Raw genomic sequence first — 20780 nt, 5'->3', positions numbered from 1 at the left:
GAGAAGGAATGATTTTTGGGGGAGGGAATCGTGTTGTCGACGATTGTTCAGCAATCTTGGAAGCGCTGTCAGGAATCGAACCTCAAGGTTACGGAGAAGGCCAATGATCAAATCATTTCTGCCCGACGAATCAAAGAAATCATTCAGGATAATCACCCTCTGATTCGTGAAAGTCTCCCGCTTTTTAACAAGCTTGCTCCCTTTTTGTTATCGACAGAGCACATCGCACTCTTGTCTGACCGGGAAGGAAATATTATTCAAACGATCGGGGACCCGGTCTTCGCCAACCAGGCACAAAAAGTACAGTTACAAATCGGAGCGAACTGGACAGAAGACTATAAAGGAACCAATGCGATTGGGACAGCACTGATCGCACAGCAGCCGATTCAGGTACAGGGAGAGCAACACTACTTCTTGGAAAATCGCTTTCTTACATGCTCAGCGGCACCTATTTTTTCACCTGCGGGTGAGCTGTTGGGCATCATTGACATTAGTACGCGTAAAGAATATTCCCATCCGTTTGCCCTAACCATTGCTTGCATGATCGCAGAGGCTCTGCAAAACCGCTTTTTGTTAGCAGATGCGGAGCGCGTGATTGCCTTACCAACTTTATCACGCCCAGGAGATAGTCGAGGAAAGCTGGCACTCGTCGGCTTGGATCGGGACGAGCGTATCGTGGGCCTAAATGAGGTCGCGCAGCAGCAGCTTGGAAAGGAAGCCTTGGGAACAAGAGTCAGTGCGGAGCAAGAGCGTGCTGGTCGTCATGTGAAAGATCATCGCCCGCGTTTTTGGTCTGCGGCACCCAAAGAAAAGCTGAAGCCGTTTCCGCGTTTAGCTGGTTCATGCCCGCTCTTCTTGCAGGCAAAGATGCTCGGACAAAAGGCAGCGCAGGTAGATTTTCCTGTGATCATTTTGGGGGAAAGCGGTACGGGAAAAGAGCTGTTTGCTCAAATGGTCCACGAGACAGGTCCGCGCGCGCATGAGCCTTTTATCGCAGTGAACTGCAGTTCAATTCCAGAAAATTTGATTGAGAGCGAATTATTTGGATATGAAAGCGGGTCATTCACAGGGGCACATCGGGAAGGAAGAATCGGAAAGTTTGAAGCGGCGAAAAAAGGCACGATCTTTTTGGATGAGATCGGGGATATGTCTTTGCGTGCGCAAGCGGCACTTCTGCGCGTTTTGCAGGAAAAGGTCGTCACTCCGGTGGGGAGCAATCAATCCCGCCCCATTTATGCGCGGATCATTGCTGCTACGCATCGAAACCTGTCAGAGGAGATCAAAGCGGGACGTTTTCGGGCTGACCTGTACTACCGGCTCAAAGGGGTCTCCATTCATTTGCCGTCATTGAAAAAGCGCAGTGATATCATCCAGGTGGCGGAGCATCTATTGCAGCAGATCGACACAGAACAACCGTACATGCTAACCACTGAGGCACAGGACAAGCTGTGTGCTTATTCATGGCCGGGGAATATCCGGGAACTGCAAGGCGTGCTGATTCAAGCTGTGTTCTTGGCAGAGGGGGACACCATTGATTGCGATCACATTCAGCTAGAGGGATTGATGGAAGCCGATACGCCTGAGTCTTCGGATCATGCCATTCCTTCGTTGCGTGAAACAGAGAGAAAAGCGATCAAAATGGCACTCGAAAAAAGTGGCGGTAATGTCAGCAGGGCGGCCAAAATGCTGCAAATCGGACGCAATACCTTGTATCGCAAAATAGAAGAATACCAGATTGGGGCAGCGATCCATCAGGAAGAGTCATAAATGGATGAAACGGTATAGCTGTCGTGAACAAATGTTGCAATGCGTGTTGCAACATTTTGTTGCGTTGTTTTGCAATATCACCAGACGAGTGAGGCATGGAGAGGAATGGATGGCAGACTTTTATCCACTCAGGGGTATGATACGGAGCTTGGCATTAATCATGCAAGTGAATAGTGTTTCATAAAGTCGAAAAATTTAGATTTTTAGGAGGGAGACTGTTGCTTCACTATTCCATTGCAGTAATTCCAGGAGACGGAATCGGTCCCGAGGTCATGGAAGAAGGCCTGAAAGTGTTGGGAGCCATTGAAGAGAGTCACGGCGGCATTCGGTTTGCTCGTGATGTCATGGATTGGAACTGTAGCTACTATCTCCAACACGGCAAAATGATGCCGGAGAATGGACTCCCTATTTTAAAAAACTATGATTTGATTCTGCTTGGTGCAATTGGTGCGCCAGAGGTTCCGGACCATGTCTCTGTGTGGGAGTTGATCTTGCCGATTCGCCGTGCATTCCAGCAGTATGTGAACCTTCGCCCGGTCAAGCTGCTCAAAGGTCTGGAAAGTCCCCTTCGCTATAAGGGGCATGCCGATCTCGATTTCGTCGTGGTGCGGGAGAATACAGAGGGTGAATACTCCAATATGGGCGGGCGCATGCACCAGGGTACACCGTACGAAATGGCGGTGCAAAACAATGTATTTACCCGGTACGGCACAGAGCGCATCCTCAAATACGCTTACGCACTGGCGGAAAAGCGTTCGAAAAAGAGCGTGACCGCAGCGACGAAGTCCAACGGCATCAACCATTCCATGCCTTTCTGGGATGAGATCGTCAAGGAAGTCAGTCAGGAATACCCAGGTATCCAGACCAATCTGTATCATATCGACGCACTCGCTGCCTATTTCATCACGCGACCAGAAACGTTTGACGTCGTTGTCGCGAGCAACCTGTTTGGAGACATTTTGACCGATCTCGGAGCGGCGATCGTCGGTGGTTTGGGTTTGGCCCCTTCTGCGAACATCAATCCGGAGCGCAAGTATCCATCCATGTTTGAGCCCATTCACGGCTCTGCGCCAGATATCGCGGGGAAAGGTATCGCCAATCCGATCGCACAAGTATGGAGCATCGCCATGATGATGGATCATCTCGATCTGCCAGAGCTCAGTGCTGTCATCATGAACGCCATCGAAAACGTGTTGCAAGATGGCAAGGTGCTCACTCCTGATCTTGGGGGGACGGCGACAACAATAGAATTGGGAGACGAAATCGTTCGCCACATCTATCAAACAACGAGATAAATATAAGGGAGGAAGAGGACATGGAGGCGAGATCGTATGATTTGTACATCGGTGGAGAATGGGTAAAAACGGAGAGCTATATTCCCGTCCTTCACAAGTACACAGGCGAGTGCATTGCACGTATTGCCAAGGCAGAGCAACAGCATGTAACAGAAGCGGTGGAAGCTTCGTGGGAGACGTTTAAGGCGGACAAATTAACTCCTTTTCAACGATACAAAATCTTGCTGAAAGCCTCTGAGCTAATGGAGGAGCGTCGGGACGTGATGGAGCGATCCTTGATTCGCGAAGTGGGCAAAACGCGCAAGGACGCGATAAATGAGCTGGATCGGACGATCAATACACTGCGCTTGTCGGCAGAGGAAGCCAAGAAAATTCACGGGGAAATGATTCCGCTGCAAGCAACAGAAGGCTCGGAAAACCGTCTGGGCTTTACCATTCGGGTGCCAAAGGGAGTAATCGGTGCTATTACGCCTTTTAACTATCCCTTGCTGCTCAGCACGCACAAGATCGCACCAGCGCTAGCCGCAGGAAATACGCTGGTGGTTAAGCCAGCTACAGTCACGCCTATCGCAACCTTTCTGCTGGTGGAGATCCTGGAGGAAGCGGGCTTGCCAAAAGGCTATGTAAATATCGTGACAGGGGCAGGCAGTCAGGTAGGGGAATGGCTGCTGGATGAAGAGCGCATCGCCATGTACACCTTTACCGGGTCAGGAGAAGTCGGTCGCCGCATCAAGGAGCGAAGTGGCATGCGTCCTGTTGCGCTGGAGCTGGGCAACAACTCTCCCAATATCGTGCACCTCGATGCAGATTTGGAGCTGGCAGCCCGTCAAACAGCCGCCCGCAGCTTTCACAATGCCGGTCAAGCGTGCATTGCTGTCCAGCGCATTTACGTGCATGAATCGGTTATGCAAGCGTTCAGTGACTTGTATGTCTCGCATGTAAATCAGTTGAAGGTAGGGAACCCGGAAGATCCGGACACGGATGTCGGACCGATGATCAGTGAAAAAGAAGCGAGTCGTACCGAGGAATGGGTACAGGAAGCAATTAGCCAAGGGGCCAGATCGCTCTTGCCTGTCAAACGGGAGGGAGCTCTCTTCTATCCCGCTGTGTTGGTGGATACAAGGCCAGAGATGAAGGTGGTTTGCCGGGAAGTGTTCGCGCCCGTCGTCACGATCATTCCATACAATGATCTTGATGACGCGTTTGCACAAGCCAACGATTCGGAGTATGGCTTGCAGGCGGGGATTTTTACCCGTGATTTGAACGTTGCGATGAAAGCAGCACGCGTGCTGGAGTACGGTGGCGTGGTGATCAACGACGTATCGACCTATCGCAATGACGTCATGCCATACGGCGGAATCAAAAATAGCGGACTGGGCAAGGAAGGTCCGCGTTACGCAGTCGAAGAGATGACGGAAGAGCGAATGGTGGTGATCAACCTATGAATGGGCAACTTTTGCAAGGAAAAACGGCGATGGTAACAGGGGCAGCGTCAGGAATGGGCAAGGCTATTGCGAAGCTTTTTGCGGACGAGGGAGCCAATGTCATCCTGGCTGATTTGAACAAGGAGGCGGCAGTAGCGGTCGCTCAAGAGCTGCCACAAGGAAAAGGTCATGCAGTGCAAACAGATGTGGCAGACGATACGAGCGTTGCTGCACTCGTAAAGGAAACGCTCGAAGTGTACGGCTCGATCGATGTCCTGGTCAACTGCGCGGGTGTTCCCCAAGCGTTTACCCCTATTGAGGAGCTGACCTTAGAGCAGTGGGATCGGATCATGTCTGTGAACACGAAGTCGATCTTTTTGACGACAAGGCATGCGGTGCCTCACATGAAGGAGAAGGGCAAAGGCAGCATCATCAACATCGCTTCGATTGCCGGGATTCGCGCTCGTCCGGGGTTGAATGCGTACTGCGCGTCCAAGGGGGCCGCTATCATGTTGAGCAAGGCACTGGCGATTGAGCTCGCTCCTTTTCAAATCAGGGTCAATGTCATCAATCCAGGGCCGGCAGAGACACCGATGCTGGGTAAGTTTATCAATGGAGATGAAGCGGAAGTAGAGGCCGGGAAAAAAGATATTTTCATCAGCAGTGTACCATTGGGCATGTTGATTCAGCCGGAGGATATCGCGCAGGCGGCCCTTTATTTGGCTTCTGATCTATCCAAAATTGTCACGGGCGAGGTCATGAATGTAGACGGTGGAAGAGGGATCTAGTAAAATGAACTAAATTTTCATATTATTTAAAAAACAAAAGAATCAACAGGGGGTACTATCGCATGTTTCGGAAGAAGGGGAGCTTCGTGCTAGCGAGCATCATGTCTGTGTCTTTATTTCTGGCTGGGTGCGGAGGCGGTCAACAGACTGCCCCGCCTGCGGGACAAGCCGGGGGGTCTGAAGCACCGAAAAGTGACGGACAAAGCTATGTATTCAAAGCAGGGCATTCACTGACGGAGGATCATCCATACCATTTGGCATTGAAAAAAATGGCCGAGGATGTCGACAAGCGCTCGAACGGAAAAGTGAAAATCGAGGTGTATCCACTGAGCCAGCTAGGAGCGGAACGTGAATTGACAGAGGCGCTGACCTTTGGAACGGCGGATATGTCGATTACCTCGACTGCGCCCGTGATGAACTTCCATCCAAAGCTGGGCGTGCTGGATCTCCCGTTCTTGTTTGACAGCCGTGAGCAGGCATACAAGGTACTCGACGGACAAGTCGGGCAGGACATCCTCAAGGATTTGGAAAACGCCAATCTGGTTGGTCTGGCTTGGGCTGAAAACGGCTTCCGCCACATTACGAACGGCTCGAAGGTAATCAAGAAGCCGGAGGATGTGGCAGGGTTGAAGATACGCACGCAGGAAAACCCGATCCATCTGGCAGCATTCGAAGCTTTGGGAGCGAAGCCGACCCCAATGGCTTGGACTGAGGCCCTGACGGCGCTGCAACAAGGAGTGGTCGATGCCCAGGAAAATCCGGCGATTGTCGCACAGACCTACAAGCTGTATGAATCCAAGCAAACACAAATGGCCTTGACCGGGCATGTTTATTCAGCGGCGATGATCTTGTTCAGCAAACCTGTATGGGATAAGCTCCCGGCAGATGTTCAGCAACTTCTTGCCGAGGAAGCCAAGAAAGCGGGTCAGTACGAGCGCGAGTTGATGATCAAGATGGAAGAAGAGGCCATTTCCACTATTAAAGCAAAAGGTGTAGTCATTACCGAGGACGTGGATAAGCAAGCTTTCCGGGATGCGATGAAGCCTGTCTATGACAAATTTTCCGGGCAGTTTGGCAAAGAGCTGGTGGATCAAATTGTAAATACAAAATAAACGGCAGAAGGGAGACGAGCCACTCTGGCTTTTCTCCCCTTTTTCCTGCGAAAGGAGATTGTGTGTGGGCAACCTTGTTTCCAAAATAAACAGCATCCTTCGTTTTTTCATCATTGCCCTTCTGGCTATTATGGTGATCGCTGTCTTCTTGCAGGTGCTTTTCCGTTTTTTGCTCGACCAGCCCTTGGCATGGACGGAGGAATTGGCTCGGTATTTGCTAATCTGGATCACATTTCTGGGATCAGCTTACGCGATGTCGATCAAAGCACACATCGGTACGGAATACATTCAAAAGTACTTGTCCCCTCGTATGAACAAGGTGGTGCTGGTTATTGCCGCTTTGTGTAGCCTGGTTTTCTTTCTCGTCATGGTTCAGCAAGGCTACTTGTTATCTGCGAGAAGTATGACACAAACCTCACCCACTCTGCTCGTTCCCATGGGCTATGTATACATGGTGATTCCGATCAGCGGTGCCTTACTCATCATGAACGTGATCCATGTGACATGGAAAGACATAACCGGGAAGGAGTGACCAGATTGTGGGTACGATTTTGTTTGTAACACTGTTGGTGCTCCTGATCTTAAACGTACCGATTGGGGTGGCACTGGGGTTATCTGTCGTTGTCGTGTTTATGCTGGAGGGAAACATCCCTCTACTGGTTGTCATTCAAAAAATGTTCAACGGGACAGACTCCTTCCCGCTGATGGCGATCCCGTTCTTTCTTCTGGCAGGAAAGCTGATGGAAACAGGCGGAATCTCGGCTAGGCTGATTCGTTTTGCGAATACGATTGTCGGGAACCTGCCTGGAGGATTGGCAATCGTGGCGGTTATGGGTTGTACTTTTTTTGCAGCGATATCGGGTTCTTCTGCTGCAACAACGGCAGCCGTAGGGGGAATTTTGATCCCTCACATGGTCAAAAAAGGGTATAATATCCGGTTTTCAGCGGCCTTGCATGCAACAGGGGGAACGATCGGTGTCATGATTCCTCCGAGCGTGCCGATGGTTTTGTACGGGGTAGCAGCGAGTGCCTCGATTAGCGACTTGTTTATTGCCGGGATTGGACCGGGTATTCTCGTAGCGATCTCACTGATTCTGTACTCGTATTGGATTAGTAAGAAAAACGGCTGGGGTGGCGGAGAGAAGCATACACCCAAAGAGATATGGGAGGCATTCAAGGACGCCATTTTGGCGATTCTCATGCCGATCATTATTCTTGGTGGTATATACGGAGCCATCTTTACTCCGACAGAAGCGGCAGTGGTAGCCGTAATTTACGGCCTGGTTGTCGGGCTTTTCGTCTACCGGGAGATCAAGTGGAAGGACCTGGGGGAAATATTCGCAGGCTCTGCCAGCATGACAGCAGTCATTATGCTTATTATCGCGACCGCCAATGCATTTGGTTACCTGATGACGAGGGAAAACATCCCGCAGGAAATTGCGCAATTCATGCTGGGGATTACCGACAGCACGATCATTACGTTGCTCATTATTAACATCTTGCTGCTCATTTTGGGGACGTTTATGGAAACGGCGGTTACGATCATTCTCCTGACGCCGATCCTGCTGCCGATCACGAATTCTCTGGGCATCGATCCGGTGCTATTCGGGGTGATCATGGTCGTCAACTCCGCGATCGGTATGCTGACTCCACCGGTTGGGATCAATTTGTTGGTAGCAGGAAATATTGCGAAGCTCCAGAATACGGAGATTGAGCGAGCGGTGATCCCGTTTTTGGTCATCATGATCGTCGACTTGCTGCTCATCACCTACATTCCTGAAATCAGCTTATTCCTTGTCAACTTGAGCAAGTAACGGAGGGGGAACCAACGTGGATTACAAGCAGGCGTTAGTGGGATTGCTGGGGGAAGAACGAGTATCGACCAACCCCACTATACTGGAGCACCACAGTCATGATGAATCGTATCATACTCCGCATCTTCCGGATGTGGTGGTGTTTCCGCAGACGGCAGAGGAAGTCAGTCAAATCATGAAGCTGGCCAACGAAAAGCGCATTGCGGTAACGCCGTTTGGCATGGGGACCAGTCTGGAAGGCCATGCAATTCCTTATGCGGGCGGAATTAGCATGGATTTTTCCCAGATGAACCAAGTGCTGGAGGTGCGACCGAAGGATTTTCTCGTGAGAGTTCAGCCTGGTGTGACGCGCACCCAGCTCAATAAAGAATTGAAAAAGCACGGATTGTTTTTTTCCGTCGATCCGGGAGCGGACGCGACTTTGGGTGGGATGGCTGCTACAAATGCCAGTGGAACGACCTCTGTCCGCTATGGCGTGATGCGTGATCAGGTTCGCGATCTGGAAGTGGTGACGGCGGATGGACGTATCATCCGTACAGGGAGTATGACAGCCAAATCCTCCTCAGGCTACCATCTTACCGGGCTATTTGTCGGGTCGGAGGGAACGCTTGGTGTATTCACGGAGCTGACCTTGCGTGTTTACGGCATCCCTGAGGCGACAACGGCGGCACGTGCCAGCTTCCCTTCTGTGCAGGATGCCGTCGATACCGTCGTGGATATTCTCGGAGCGGGTATTCAAGTAGCGCGAATCGAGCTGGTTGATGAACGCTCTATCCAACAAGTGAATCTGTACAAAGAAACGAGCTACCCGGAAGCACCAACGCTGTTTATCGAGTTCCACGGTAGTGAACAAGGGCTTGCGTATGATATCGACTTTGCGCAGAACATCGCCGCTGGACATGGCTGCACGCAGTTCCTTTTTGAGACAGATTCGAAGGCGCGGACGCAGCTCTGGGACGCTCGTCATAACCTGGCGTATGCCTTCCTGCACAAATCCCCCGGGAAAAAGCTGATGGTGACAGATGTTTGCTTGCCAATTTCCGAGCTGGCAGGAGCTGTTGTGGACGCGCGGCAAGCCATTGACCGCGCTGGACTGGATGGAGCGATTGCAGGGCATGTCGGGGATGGGAACTATCACGCTATCCTGATGATCGACCTGAATGACCCCGAAGAAGTGGCGCGTGCCGAGGAAGTAAATGCCCATCTGGTGGAATACGCATTGAGTCGGGGAGGAACCTGCACCGGAGAGCATGGTGTGGGTGTAGGGAAAATCAAATATCAGCGCAAGGAGCACGGAGAAGCACTGGACGTCATGCAAGCCATGAAGCATGTGCTGGACCCGAATGGCATTTTGAATCCGGGAAAAATTTTCGGGAAGTAACAGAGAGCCTGCATTCTGAACATTTGTCGGAATGTGGGCTTTTTCTTTTGCGTAATGTGTCGAAGAGGAAAGGAGAAAGGATGCTGATGCAGAATGTAGAAGATTGGTAACTGGTGCATTACATTCTGGTGTGGCAGGGAGGCAAGTATGAAGTCCATTGTTGAAATTGCCAAGATTGCAGGTATCGAAGAACAGCATTTGGAGCTATACGGAAAGTATAAGGCCAAACTATCAGATGAGCTATGGGAGCAAGTGAAGAATCGCCCTGATGGCAAACTGATTCTTGTTACAGCGATGAACCCTAACCCGGCGGGAGCAGGCAAGACGCTCACGACAATTGGTCTGTCACAAGCATTAAATTATCTCGGGAAGAAAACAATTGCAGCGCTTCGCGAGCCGTCCTTGGGCCCTTGCATGGGGATCAAAGGAGGCGCTACCGGAAGCGGCCAAGCACAAATTCTCCCGGCTGATGAAATTAACCTGCATTTTACAGGGGACATTCATGCGATTACAGCTGCACATAACTTGTTGGCGGCGATGATCGACAATCATATTTTCCATGGCAATCCGCGCGGGCTCAATCCAAAGAAAATCGTCTGGAAACGGGCTATGGACATGAACGACCGAGCACTGCGTAACATCGTGGTTGGTCTGGGTGACGGCAATGGAATGACGCGTGAGGATGGCTTCATGATTACGACCGCATCGGAAATCATGGCGATTTTATGCTTGAGTGAGAATCTGGCAGACTTGCGCGAGCGGTTGAACCATATCATTATTGGCTATGATTTCCATGATCAGCCTGTACGGGCAGAAGAAATCAACACGGTTGATGCCATGTGCGTTCTCTTGAAGGAAGCTATCAAGCCTAATCTCGTACAGACAATCGAAGGAACTCCTGTCATCATTCACGGCGGACCTTTTGCCAATATCGCGCATGGGTGCAGCAGCGTGATCGGAACTAAGATGGCCTTGAAGCTGGCAGATTACGTCGTAACAGAGGCGGGCTTTGGTGCGGATCTGGGAGCAGAGAAGTTTTTTGACATCAAGTGCAGAAAAGCAGGCCTGACTCCATCGGCTGCTGTCGTGGTCATTACGGTCCGTTCGTTGAAATACAACGGCGGGGTAAAAGTACCTGACCTCGCAGTGGAGAACTTGTCTGCTCTGGAAAAAGGCTTCGAAAACGTCAAGCGCCATCTGGAAAACCTGCAAAAGTTCGGTGTGCCAGCAGTGGTGGCGATCAATCATTTTGCGACAGATACCCAGGCAGAGGTCGATGCCGTAATTGCGTTATGCCAAGCGGCTGGAGCTGAGGCAGCCCTTTCTAAAGTGTGGGCAGAAGGAGGAGCTGGCGGTGTCGAGCTGGCTGAAAAAGTGACCCGTGCAGCAGAGCGGCCTTCCTCCTTCCGATTCTTGTATGAAGAAGACCTCAGCATTAAAGACAAGATTGAGACTGTCGTGAAAGAAGTATACCGTGGATCAGGGGTTGTCTTTTCGCCCCTTGCATTGAAAACGATGCAAAAGGTAGAAGAAATGGGCATGTCCCATCTGCCTGTGTGCATGGCGAAAACACCTTACTCCTTTACGGATCGCGCTGATTTGCTGGGAGCACCTGTTGACTTCACGATTCAAGTGAGTGAAGTGCGCATATCAGCAGGAGCTGGTTTTATCGTCGCACTGACCGGAAGCTTGGTTACGATGCCAGGCCTCCCGAAAAAGCCGGCCGCGGAATCGTTATATGTAGACGAGGATGGGCAAGTGATCGGATTAAGCTAATCAAAAAAGTTTGACAAAAAGCTGACAACTGTAAAAGGTTGTCAGCTTTTTTGTGTTTTTGAGGTTTATTGGCGGAAAGTTATGGGAAAAGAAAGGTGAGATTGAAAAAAAAGTGGACTTAAATTGAAAAAACAACAAGGAATGACAAAGGCAAACCTGCTGAAAGGCAGGGACGCAAAGCCACGGGTCTAAGGACGAAAGTCAAATGACTTTCGCAGCTAGGACAGCCGGGTTGCCATACCGTAGTCATAATGGGCTGTCGGTGGGCAGTCTTTTTTTTGTTGAAAAAAGAGAAGGGAGAGGGATTCGGTATGAAAAATAGTTTGAAGAATAAGCTAATTATCGTTTTGTGCCTGCTGTTGGTTATTAGTTTGGGTACGGTTTGCGGTGCCAGTTATTGGAGTGCTTCCAATCTTTTGGCAGACAGTCTGGACAAAGAAGCTGAGTTGTCAGCTAGCAATCTCTCGATTCGTATCGATGGTTTCTTTCAAGAAAAAATTGAGATTGTAAGAGCGATGGGAGGATTGATGTCGGCAGATCAAAATGTCGAATACGACCTGAAACTCATTCAAGCAGCCCAAAAGAAAAACCCCCAGTTTGAGACGTTCTTCTTTTCGCATGACTTAAGCGGTAAGAAAGTGATCAATTTCATGGGAGAAGTGACCGACATCTCGGATCGTCCGCATATTAAGGAAGCGAGTAAAGGGGAAGGAAAGGTTGTTGTCTCCGAGCCAGTTATTTCGAAGCGGACAGGGAATAACATCGTGACCCTTGTCGTTCCATTGATGAAGGACAATCGTCAATACGGTTATATCGGCTCTACGATTCCTATCAATGAAATTCAGAAAAAGGTGTCCGAGGAGAAGTTCGGTGAATTTGGCTACGCCTTTTTAGTAAGCAAAACAGGAACATTTATTTATCATCCGAATAGCGAGTACATTCTGAAGGAATCGATTCTCGACACGGGTATTCTTGAGCTTCAGACTGCCTTTGAAGAAATCAAGCAAGGGAATCATGGAATCGCCCAATATATAGACGAGAATACAGAGCGATTTGCTTCCTATGCTCCTACCAGTTTGAACTGGGGCATATACATCACTGCACCTGTAGCAGAGCTGCATGCGCCTGTTGATCAACTGTCAGTTCGATTGCTGGTGATTTCCCTCATCGTGTTGGCAATTGGGGTTGTCCTCGTTTATTTCTTGGCTGTACGCATGGTGAAACCAATTGAGCGTCTGAATCGCGCAGTAAATGTAGTGGCGCAGGGGAACTTGAAAGAGACCGTAACGGTTGACGGAAAAGACGAGATTGCCATTCTGTCACGTGACTTTAACCAGACGGTATCGCACTTGAAAAATTTGATCGAAGACGTATCTCTGTCGTCTGATCAAGTACAGCGTTTTAGTCAGGAAGTATCCGAAGGCATTAAACAAGCGACGGAAAACATCAACCAAATCGGCATGTCTATCGCACAGATTTCTGAGGGAGCAGAGGCGCAGGCCACCAGCTCGCAGGATGTCGCGTTGTCTATGAATGACATGGCAGCAGGCATCGTGAAAATCGCGGAGACGTCTGCACATGTTTCAGAGGCTGCCCAGGTAGCAACAGAGCAGGCAGAGCAAGGTACTGCTGTGGTAGAGCAAGCAGTGCTCCAGATGGGAAGCATTGGCGAGGGAACATCGAAGGCGACAGTAGCCATCGAGCAGCTCAACAATCGCTCCAAAGAAATCGAAGGCATTCTCGATACGATCAGTCAGTTGACCTCGCAAATCAATTTGCTTGCTTTGAACGCTTCGATTGAGGCAGCCCGTGCAGGCGAGCATGGACGTGGGTTTGCTGTCGTTGCCGGAGAGGTGAAAAAGCTGGCGAATCAATCCGAAGAATCCGCATCCAAAATCGCGATGCTGATCGGAGAAATCCAGCAGGATACTCGTCACGCGGTAGAGGTCATGACCGCGGGCAACCAAAACGCACAGCATGGTATTCAACTGGTCGAAGAGGTTCGCGAAATCTTCGGGCATATTCTGGAGTCTTCCCGTAACGTTGCCGCGCACATTTTGGAAGTATCCGCAGCATCTGAACAAATGTCGGCAGGCTCCCAACAGGTGAGTGCTTCTGTAGATGAAATGCATAACATTGCAAAACATGCTTCACTCGACGCGCAAACAGTGGCAAAGGCAACGGAAGAGCAGCTTCAAGCCATCCAGGAAATTGGCCAGTCTGTCGAGCGTTTGAATGCAGTGGCAGAAGAATTACAGCAAGGAATCGGCAGGTTTACTGTGTAGGAGGCAGCTCAACAGGTTGTAAGTCCTCTTCTTTGAAAGGGGGGATGCCATTGGGGGATGATGGAGTTTGTGTCTGATAACTAAATTCATTACCGTTTAACAGGAGGAGAACCCAGATGAAAAAATTCACAAAAACAATCTTGGCGAGCACACTCGCTGCAACTATGCTCATGACATCAGGAACAGGTGCTTTTGCCGCAACAGCGGTTAAGCCTGTCCAAACCGTAGCTGCTGAAGCTGCTAAAAAACCGCAAGCGAAGAAGTTTGAGTCCCGTTTGGACGAAATCATTGCGAGAGGCTATATCCTCGTAGGTACTCCAGGTGACTACAAACCGTTTACATATTTGAATCCAAAAACGAACCAATTCGAAGGTTACGATATCGACGCGATGAAAGAATTCGCAAAAAGCTTGGGAGTAGAGGCGCGTTTTGTCCAAACATCATGGCCGACGTTGATGGACGATCTTTTGGCAAATAAATTCGATATTGCTGTCGGAGGCGTAACGCGCAACACAGATCGCCAGAAAAAAGCTCACATGAGCGACCCTTATATTATGTTCGGTAAAGCTCCGCTCATCCGTGCAGAAGACAAGGACAAGTACAAGAGTGTAGCAGATATCAACAAGCCAGAGGTGCGCATTGGTGTGAATCCAGGAGGCACCAACGAAAAATTCGTTCGTGAGCACCTGACAAAAGCAACTGTGACTGTTGAACAAAACAACCTCGACATTCCTGGTCTGGTAGCAAGCGGTAAGTACGATGTGATGATCACGGATACGCTGGAAGCGATTGTATATTCCAAAGCAGACTCCCGCCTGTATGCCGCTCTGACTGACAACCCGTTCACCAAGAGTGAAAAAGCGTACATGATTCACCGTGGAGACAGCATCTTCGCTAACTACCTGGATCTGTGGATGGACGAGATGAAACTGCAAGGGAAGTTTGATGAGCTGTACAACAAATGGGTAAAATAATTCAATAACAGACAAGCAGCCTGATTCTGGGCTGCTTTGTTATTTTTTACAAACGGTTGCCACACAAAATCAGGCAATTTAGGTATATAAGCAGTTTGCTTTTTCAGGCATTGCATGGTACGATTACAGCTATGTTCTTTAGGGTGCTACGTACAATCGGGGATAAAAGGGCATGTTCCGGATCGTAAGGAATAGTGCCCTTTTTTTTGAGAATTTTATAGATGAAGGTATTGATAAAGGAGACTGACATTCATTGGCGACTTTTAATGATTTTGGCTTACACCACTCCATTGTTAGAGCGTTGAGCAACATGGGCTTCGAAGAGGCTACAGCGATTCAGGATCAAACAGTTCCTGTAGCACTGCAAGGTCGTGACCTGATCGGTCAGGCACAAACAGGTACTGGTAAAACGGCTGCATTCGGTATTCCACTGGTGGAGCGCTTGGACGAAACCAATGGCAACATTCAAGGGGTTGTACTGACTCCTACTCGTGAGCTGGCTGTTCAGGTGGCGGAAGAGATTAATAAAATTGCCCAATTTAAAAACATCTCTGCCCTGCCAATCTATGGTGGTCAAGACATCACGCGTCAAATCAAGGCGTTGAAAAAACGCCCGCAAATCATCGTAGCAACACCTGGTCGTTTCATGGATCACATGAGAAGAAGAACGATTCGTCTCGATGCGATTGAGATGGTGATCTTGGACGAAGCGGATGAAATGCTGAACATGGGCTTCATCGACGATATCAAGGAAATCTTGAAAGAGGTTCCTACCAATCGTCAAACATTGCTCTTCTCGGCGACGATGCCAAGAGCGATCCAGGAAATCGCTCAGCAGTTCATGAGCGAACCAACCATTATTCAAGTGAAAGCAAAAGAAGTAACCGTACCAAACATCGAGCAGCAGTATATGGAAGTAGCAGAAAGACAAAAATTCGATGTTCTGTGCCGTTTGCTGGATATTCATTCGCCTGAGCTGGCTATCGTATTCGGTAGAACCAAGCGCAGAGTGGATGAGCTGTCCGAAGCTCTGACCAAGCGCGGTTATGGAGCAGAAGGTATCCACGGAGACCTGAACCAGGCAAAACGCGACAGCGTACTGCGCAAGTTCAAAGAAGGTACAATCGAAGTATTGGTAGCGACTGACGTTGCAGCCCGCGGTCTGGATATCAGCGGGGTTACGCACGTATTCAACTTTGACATTCCACAAGACTCCGAGAGCTACGTTCACCGTATCGGAAGAACGGGACGTGCTGGTAAAACGGGTCTCGCGATCACATTTGTTACTTCCCGTGAAATTGACCATCTGCGTCTGATTGAGCGTACGACCAAGCGTCGCATGGAGCGTCATGCTGTTCCTTCGATGGCAGAAGCTCTGGAAGGTCAACAAAAAATGACGGTAGACAAAATCTTGGAAGCGTCCGGAAGAGATGATCTGTCTGCTTACAAAACATTGGCAGAACAATTGCTGGAAGATGTTGATTCCGTAACGTTGGTATCCGCAGCACTCAAGCTGTTGACCAAAGAGCCGGATACGACACCTGTCCGCCTGACAGAAGAGGCTCCTCTTCGTGTAGGGAAGAAAAAGCTGCCTCCAAAAGGAAAAGGTGGCTTCGGTTCTGGTTCCGGTTTTGGTGGAAAGCGTCCATCTCGCCCACGCAATGGCGAATATCGTCCTCGCGGCGGTGAATCTCGTCCACGTAGCGGCGAATCTCGTCCGCGCAGTGGTGACTCTCGTCCACGCAGCGGTGACTCCCGTCCACGCAGTGGCGAATCTCGTCCACCACGCAGCTAGGAAGCGAGCGGTAATGCAAGCAAGGACTGATGTGCACATGTGCGCATCGGTCTTTTTTTGTGTTGACCTGCCTGCGAATAGTTAGGGGGATCTGTGACAAACTAGGAGTGTGCATAGTGATCAAGGTTGAATCGGAGAATTTGTAAGAAGGCTTCTGCAACTGAGCAGAGGTCTTTTTTCTATGGGCAATTAAGTTTTGGCAACAACGAGTCAGACAAATTCGCGCTTTGATTTTGTTGTTACCCCCTATGAAAACGCTTTATATTTGAGGTGTACACATTATCATTTCAATCATGTCAACATCTCATAAATAGGGGTAAAGGAGGGTTCAGTATGGAGAGCGTAGAAACAAAAAACGCTTCGGGTGGAATACGGGTCTCGGTACAAAAGTTTGGACGGTTCTTGAGTGCGATGGTCATGCCGAACATCGGTGCTTTCATCGCTTGGGGATTAATTACCGCTTTATTTATCCCAACAGGTTGGCTGCCTAACGAAAATTTGGCCAAACTGGTTGGACCGATGATTACGTATTTACTGCCACTGCTGATCGGTTATACCGGCGGGAAAATGGTCCATGATGTTCGAGGCGGGGTCGTAGGTGCCGTTGCTACGATGGGGGTTGTTGTAGGTGCAGACATCCCGATGTTCCTGGGAGCCATGATCATGGGTCCTTTGGGCGGCTGGGTCATCAAAAAAGTGGACCAGTTGTTCGAAGGAAAAATTCGTTCCGGCTTTGAAATGCTGGTGAACAACTTTTCCGCGGGTATCGTTGGCGGGTTACTGACACTTTTGGCTTTCCAAGCAATTGGGCCAGTCGTTGTAGGCCTGAGCAAGGCGCTTGCAGCGGGTGTAGAAGTCATTGTAGGTGCAGGACTGCTGCCGCTTGCCAGCATTTTCATCGAGCCAGCGAAGATCCTGTTCCTGAACAATGCGATTAACCACGGTATTTTGAGCCCGATCGGTCTGGATGAAGCGGCGAAGATGGGGCAATCGATTTTCTTCCTGCTTGAATCTAATCCGGGACCAGGTCTGGGAATTTTATTGGCATACTGGCTTGCTGGCAGAGGCAGTGCCAAGCAATCGGCTCCGGGTGCTGTCATCATTCACTTCTTCGGGGGTATCCACGAAATTTACTTCCCGTATGTGCTGATGAATCCGCGTCTGATTCTGGCGGCCATTGGTGGTGGGATGGCTGGTGTGTTTACCTTCACGCTGCTTGGCGCAGGATTGGTGGCGCCACCGTCTCCAGGTAGTATTTTCGCCTTGATTGCAATGGCTCCGCGTGGTGGATTGCTACCGGTACTGGCTGGTGTGTTGGCAGCGACTGTCGTGTCCTTCCTCATCGCATCTGCTCTCTTGAAAATGAGCGCGAAGACAGACGAGGATGAACTGGAAAAAGCGACAGAAAAAATGCAAGAGATGAAAGGCAAAAAAGCACAGGCACAAGAAGCGGTAGAAGCACCAGTGAAGCATGAGGTAGCTGCTGCTGACGTGAAAAAAGTCGTCTTCTCTTGCGATGCGGGAATGGGCTCCAGTGCGATGGGAGCGGCGTCCTTGCGCAAAAAGTTCAAGGATGCGGGCCTGACCGAGATTACGGTTATCAATACGGCGATCAACGACATTCCAGGTGACGCTGATATCGTTATTACGCACAAGTCTTTAACAGAAAGAGCGCAGGTCAAAGCGCCTTCTGCGGAGCATATCTCCATTGAAAATTTCTTGAATAGTCCCGAGTATGACAAGTTGGTCAAACGCCTGGGGTAAGGGGAATCAACGCTAGTGAGAGCTAGCGTCTTCCCTCTTTGGCGTTGAGGAGGGAACGAAGACATGCATGTATCCTCTCGACAGCGATCTATTATCGAGATTTTATTGAAGGAACAAAAAGGAGTTACCGTTGGTTCGATCGCCGAACAGATTGGCGTAAGCGGTCGTACCGTTCACAGGGAATTGGATACGCTGGCTTCCTTGTTTGATGAATTTGATCTGGAGTTAGTCAGAAAAACAGGTTCAGGGCTTGAAGTGGTCGGGACTGACGAGCAAAAGCGTGCACTCAGAATGTCTGTCCTGCATCACATGACGAAGGAATACACCGTGCAGGAACGAAAGGCAATCATCCTGTGCGCACTCTTGGAGGCATCAGAGCCAGTCAAGCTGATTTCGCTGGCGATCGATTTGAAAGTGACGACGGCGACCATCAGTCATGATCTGGATGATTTGGAGACGATGCTTGCTCGTTACGATCTGTCACTCTTGCGCAAAAGAGGGTACGGCGTAGAGCTGCAAGGCACAGAGTCGTCCAAGCGGCGGGCGATCAGCAGACTGATTGCCGAGCATCTGGATGATCATGAATTGATTGGGATTATCAAAGAAAATATTCAAAACAAGGCATTGCGAGACATCGACTCGATTTCGGAACGGCTGCTTGGCCTGATTGACCGGGAAAAGCTGATCAAGGTCGAGAATGCATTGAGCCATCTGGACGAGGAGCTTCCCTATCCTTTGGCAGACAGCGCCTATCTCGGATTAGTCACCCATTTGGCGTTGGCCATGGAACGGATTGAAAAAGGGGAAGGCATTCATTTTGACGAGAATACCCTCAATGAATTGATTGGAACACCCGAGTACGAAATAGCCAGCAATATCATGGAGCGGCTGAAGCAAATTTTCCAAATGGAAATCCCGGCGGATGAGATCGGCTATATTACGATGCATTTGCGGGGAGCCAAGCTGCGGCATTCTCCGGATGACCAGGTATGGCCCGAAAACACGGAGCTCATAGTTATTACGAAACGCTTCATTCAAGCCTGCGAAGAACGCTTGGACATTCCGCTTGGCAATGACGCCTCGCTGTTCCATGGTCTGCTGACGCATTTGGAGCCAGCGTTGTACCGATTACAGCGGAAGATGGAGATTCGCAATCCGATTCTCGAGCAGATCAAGCAAAACTATCCAGAGCTGTTTGCCGTAACAAGCGAAGCGGTCCATATAGTTTTGCCAGAGCTACAGGTTCCAGATGAAGAGATCGGGTACCTGGTGATGCATCTTGGTGCGGCATTGGAGAGAACGCGCCATGAGCAGCAGTGGTACCGGGCATTGGTGGTATGCTCCAGCGGGATCGGCTCCTCCAAGATTTTGGCAACGCGTATCAAAAAAGAAATACCGGAGATCGTCAGCCTGAAAAATCTGTCCATGTTTGATTTGGAAGAGGTCCCGGCAACGGATTATGACTTAATCATTTCCACCCTTCCATTGCCGCTCGATCCAGCGGAATATGTCGTGGTCAGCCCGCTGCTTCCGCCAGACGATATCCAAAAAATTAAATATCAATTACACACGACGAGTCAGAAACAATCCCATCAGGAGAAAAGTCAGTTGGTTCCCGCAGGACAGCAGTCCATCGAACAACTAAGGGCCATGCAATACTACGCTGCGTATGCCAATGAGCTTTACGACGGCCTGTGGGGAATGAGATGGGATAACCGTGGTCAGGACATCGCCCAGCTTTTGAGACAAATCAGCAAGAGGCTGAAAGAACGTGGAACGATCGAGGAGGTCGAACCGGTAGTCAAGCAGTTGATCGAGCGGGAAAAGCTCGGTGGTTTGGGGATTCCGGGAACATCCTTGGCCCTTTTTCACGGAAGAAATGAAGCAGTGAATCGGGCGTCTTTTACGTTTCACCAATTACGAGAGCCTGTGCTTCTTCGTTCGATGGATGAAGAAGTGATATCCATTGATATGCTCCTGCTCTTGTTAGGGCCAAAAGAAGTGCCGAAGGAAGGGCTGGAAGTACTCAGCGAGATCAGCTCCCTTTTGATCGAAGAAGAAATGCAAGCGGTTTTGAAAACAGGAGAAACACAGCAAATGGCTGATTATATAGCGGGCAAAATGTATGCGTTTTGCCTCAAAAAGATAGGAATGGAGAGTACGAAATGAAAAACATACTGACAGCAGAAAAAATCATGTTGAATGCAAAGGTAGCCAATAAAGAAGAGGCGATCAGACTGGCTGGACAATTGCTTGTGCGTGCTGGCCACGTAACGGAGGCGTATGTAGAGAAAATGCAAGAGCGCGAGCAGTTGGCGACCACATATATCGGAAGCGGCGTAGCCATCCCGCATGGAACGAACGAATCCAAGGCAGAGATTCAATCCACCGGGATCTCCATCATTCAGGTTCCGGAGGGCGTAGATTTCGGAGAAGGCAATACAGCATATTTGCTGGTGGGCATTGCTGCTGTTGGAGACGAACATCTGGAGGTGCTCTCGAACATCGCGATTCTTTGCTCCGAGGAGGAAAACGTCAAACGGATTGTAAACGCGGCTTCGGCGGAAGAAATCATTGCGATGTTCTCCGAGGAGGTGTAATCCCC

Annotated in this window: 15 protein-coding genes and 1 riboswitch; all 15 genes read left to right on the top strand. The window is 49.8% G+C overall.

What is annotated here, in order from left to right; all coding sequences use genetic code 11:
• The first annotated feature begins 33 nt into the window (after positions 1–33).
• The 15 genes from HP568_RS01235 to HP568_RS01165 all read left to right on the top strand — a co-directional run bounded on the left by HP568_RS01235 (position 34) and on the right by HP568_RS01165 (position 20775).
• Positions 34–1767 (top strand): sigma-54-dependent Fis family transcriptional regulator, encoded by a 1734-nt coding sequence (locus tag HP568_RS01235; RefSeq protein WP_173628131.1) that lies wholly within the window; start codon positions 34–36, stop codon positions 1765–1767.
• 218 nt (positions 1768–1985) lie between these two features.
• Complete coding sequence (locus HP568_RS01230) at positions 1986–3062, top strand: tartrate dehydrogenase (protein ID WP_048035249.1); 1077 nt, start codon at positions 1986–1988, stop codon at positions 3060–3062.
• Positions 3063–3082: 20 nt separating this feature from the next.
• Positions 3083–4507 carry an aldehyde dehydrogenase family protein gene (locus HP568_RS01225; RefSeq protein WP_173628091.1) on the top strand — a complete coding sequence of 475 codons (1425 nt, stop codon included), beginning with the start codon at positions 3083–3085 and terminating at the stop codon, positions 4505–4507.
• Positions 4504–5274: an SDR family oxidoreductase gene (locus HP568_RS01220; protein ID WP_048035247.1), complete on the top strand. Its 771-nt coding sequence runs from the start codon at positions 4504–4506 to the stop codon at positions 5272–5274. The genes HP568_RS01225 and HP568_RS01220 overlap by 4 nt, the downstream gene beginning before the upstream one ends.
• Positions 5275–5336: 62 nt before the next feature.
• A complete protein-coding gene (locus tag HP568_RS01215; protein ID WP_173628090.1) occupies positions 5337–6386 on the top strand; it encodes a TRAP transporter substrate-binding protein in 1050 nt (349 codons plus the stop codon).
• Positions 6387–6450: 64 nt separating this feature from the next.
• Positions 6451–6918, top strand: a complete 468-nt coding sequence (locus HP568_RS01210; protein WP_048035245.1) for a TRAP transporter small permease — start codon at positions 6451–6453, stop codon at positions 6916–6918.
• Between the two features lie 7 nt (positions 6919–6925).
• Positions 6926–8200: a TRAP transporter large permease gene (locus HP568_RS01205; protein WP_048035244.1), complete on the top strand. Its 1275-nt coding sequence runs from the start codon at positions 6926–6928 to the stop codon at positions 8198–8200.
• 16 nt (positions 8201–8216) lie between these two features.
• Complete coding sequence (locus HP568_RS01200; RefSeq protein WP_173628089.1) at positions 8217–9581, top strand: FAD-binding oxidoreductase; 1365 nt, start codon at positions 8217–8219, stop codon at positions 9579–9581.
• Positions 9582–9728: 147 nt separating this feature from the next.
• Positions 9729–11357 (top strand): formate--tetrahydrofolate ligase, encoded by a 1629-nt coding sequence (locus tag HP568_RS01195; protein ID WP_173628088.1) that lies wholly within the window; start codon positions 9729–9731, stop codon positions 11355–11357.
• A 139-nt stretch (positions 11358–11496) separates the two neighbouring features.
• Positions 11497–11597: riboswitch (cyclic di-GMP riboswitch) on the top strand.
• A gap of 71 nt (positions 11598–11668) precedes the next feature.
• Positions 11669–13642, top strand: coding sequence for a methyl-accepting chemotaxis protein (locus HP568_RS01190; RefSeq protein WP_173628087.1), 1974 nt, complete (start codon positions 11669–11671; stop codon positions 13640–13642).
• Between the two features lie 116 nt (positions 13643–13758).
• Positions 13759–14616: a transporter substrate-binding domain-containing protein gene (locus HP568_RS01185; protein ID WP_048035240.1), complete on the top strand. Its 858-nt coding sequence runs from the start codon at positions 13759–13761 to the stop codon at positions 14614–14616.
• A gap of 253 nt (positions 14617–14869) precedes the next feature.
• Positions 14870–16411, top strand: coding sequence for a degradosome RNA helicase CshA (gene cshA / locus HP568_RS01180; RefSeq protein ID WP_048035239.1), 1542 nt, complete (start codon positions 14870–14872; stop codon positions 16409–16411).
• A 333-nt stretch (positions 16412–16744) separates the two neighbouring features.
• Entirely contained in the window at positions 16745–18175 is a 1431-nt protein-coding gene (locus HP568_RS01175) for a PTS mannitol transporter subunit IIBC (protein WP_048035238.1), read from the top strand.
• Positions 18176–18238: 63 nt separating this feature from the next.
• Positions 18239–20344, top strand: coding sequence for a BglG family transcription antiterminator (locus HP568_RS01170; protein ID WP_173628086.1), 2106 nt, complete (start codon positions 18239–18241; stop codon positions 20342–20344).
• Positions 20341–20775: a PTS mannitol transporter subunit IIA gene (locus HP568_RS01165; RefSeq protein WP_173603978.1), complete on the top strand. Its 435-nt coding sequence runs from the start codon at positions 20341–20343 to the stop codon at positions 20773–20775. The genes HP568_RS01170 and HP568_RS01165 overlap by 4 nt, the downstream gene beginning before the upstream one ends.
• Positions 20776–20780: the final 5 nt, after the last annotated feature.

The organism is Brevibacillus sp. MS2.2 (assembly GCF_013284345.1).
Classification (GTDB): Bacteria; Bacillota; Bacilli; order Brevibacillales; family Brevibacillaceae; genus Brevibacillus; species Brevibacillus brevis_C.
This window is presented reverse-complemented; position numbering and strand designations above follow the sequence as displayed.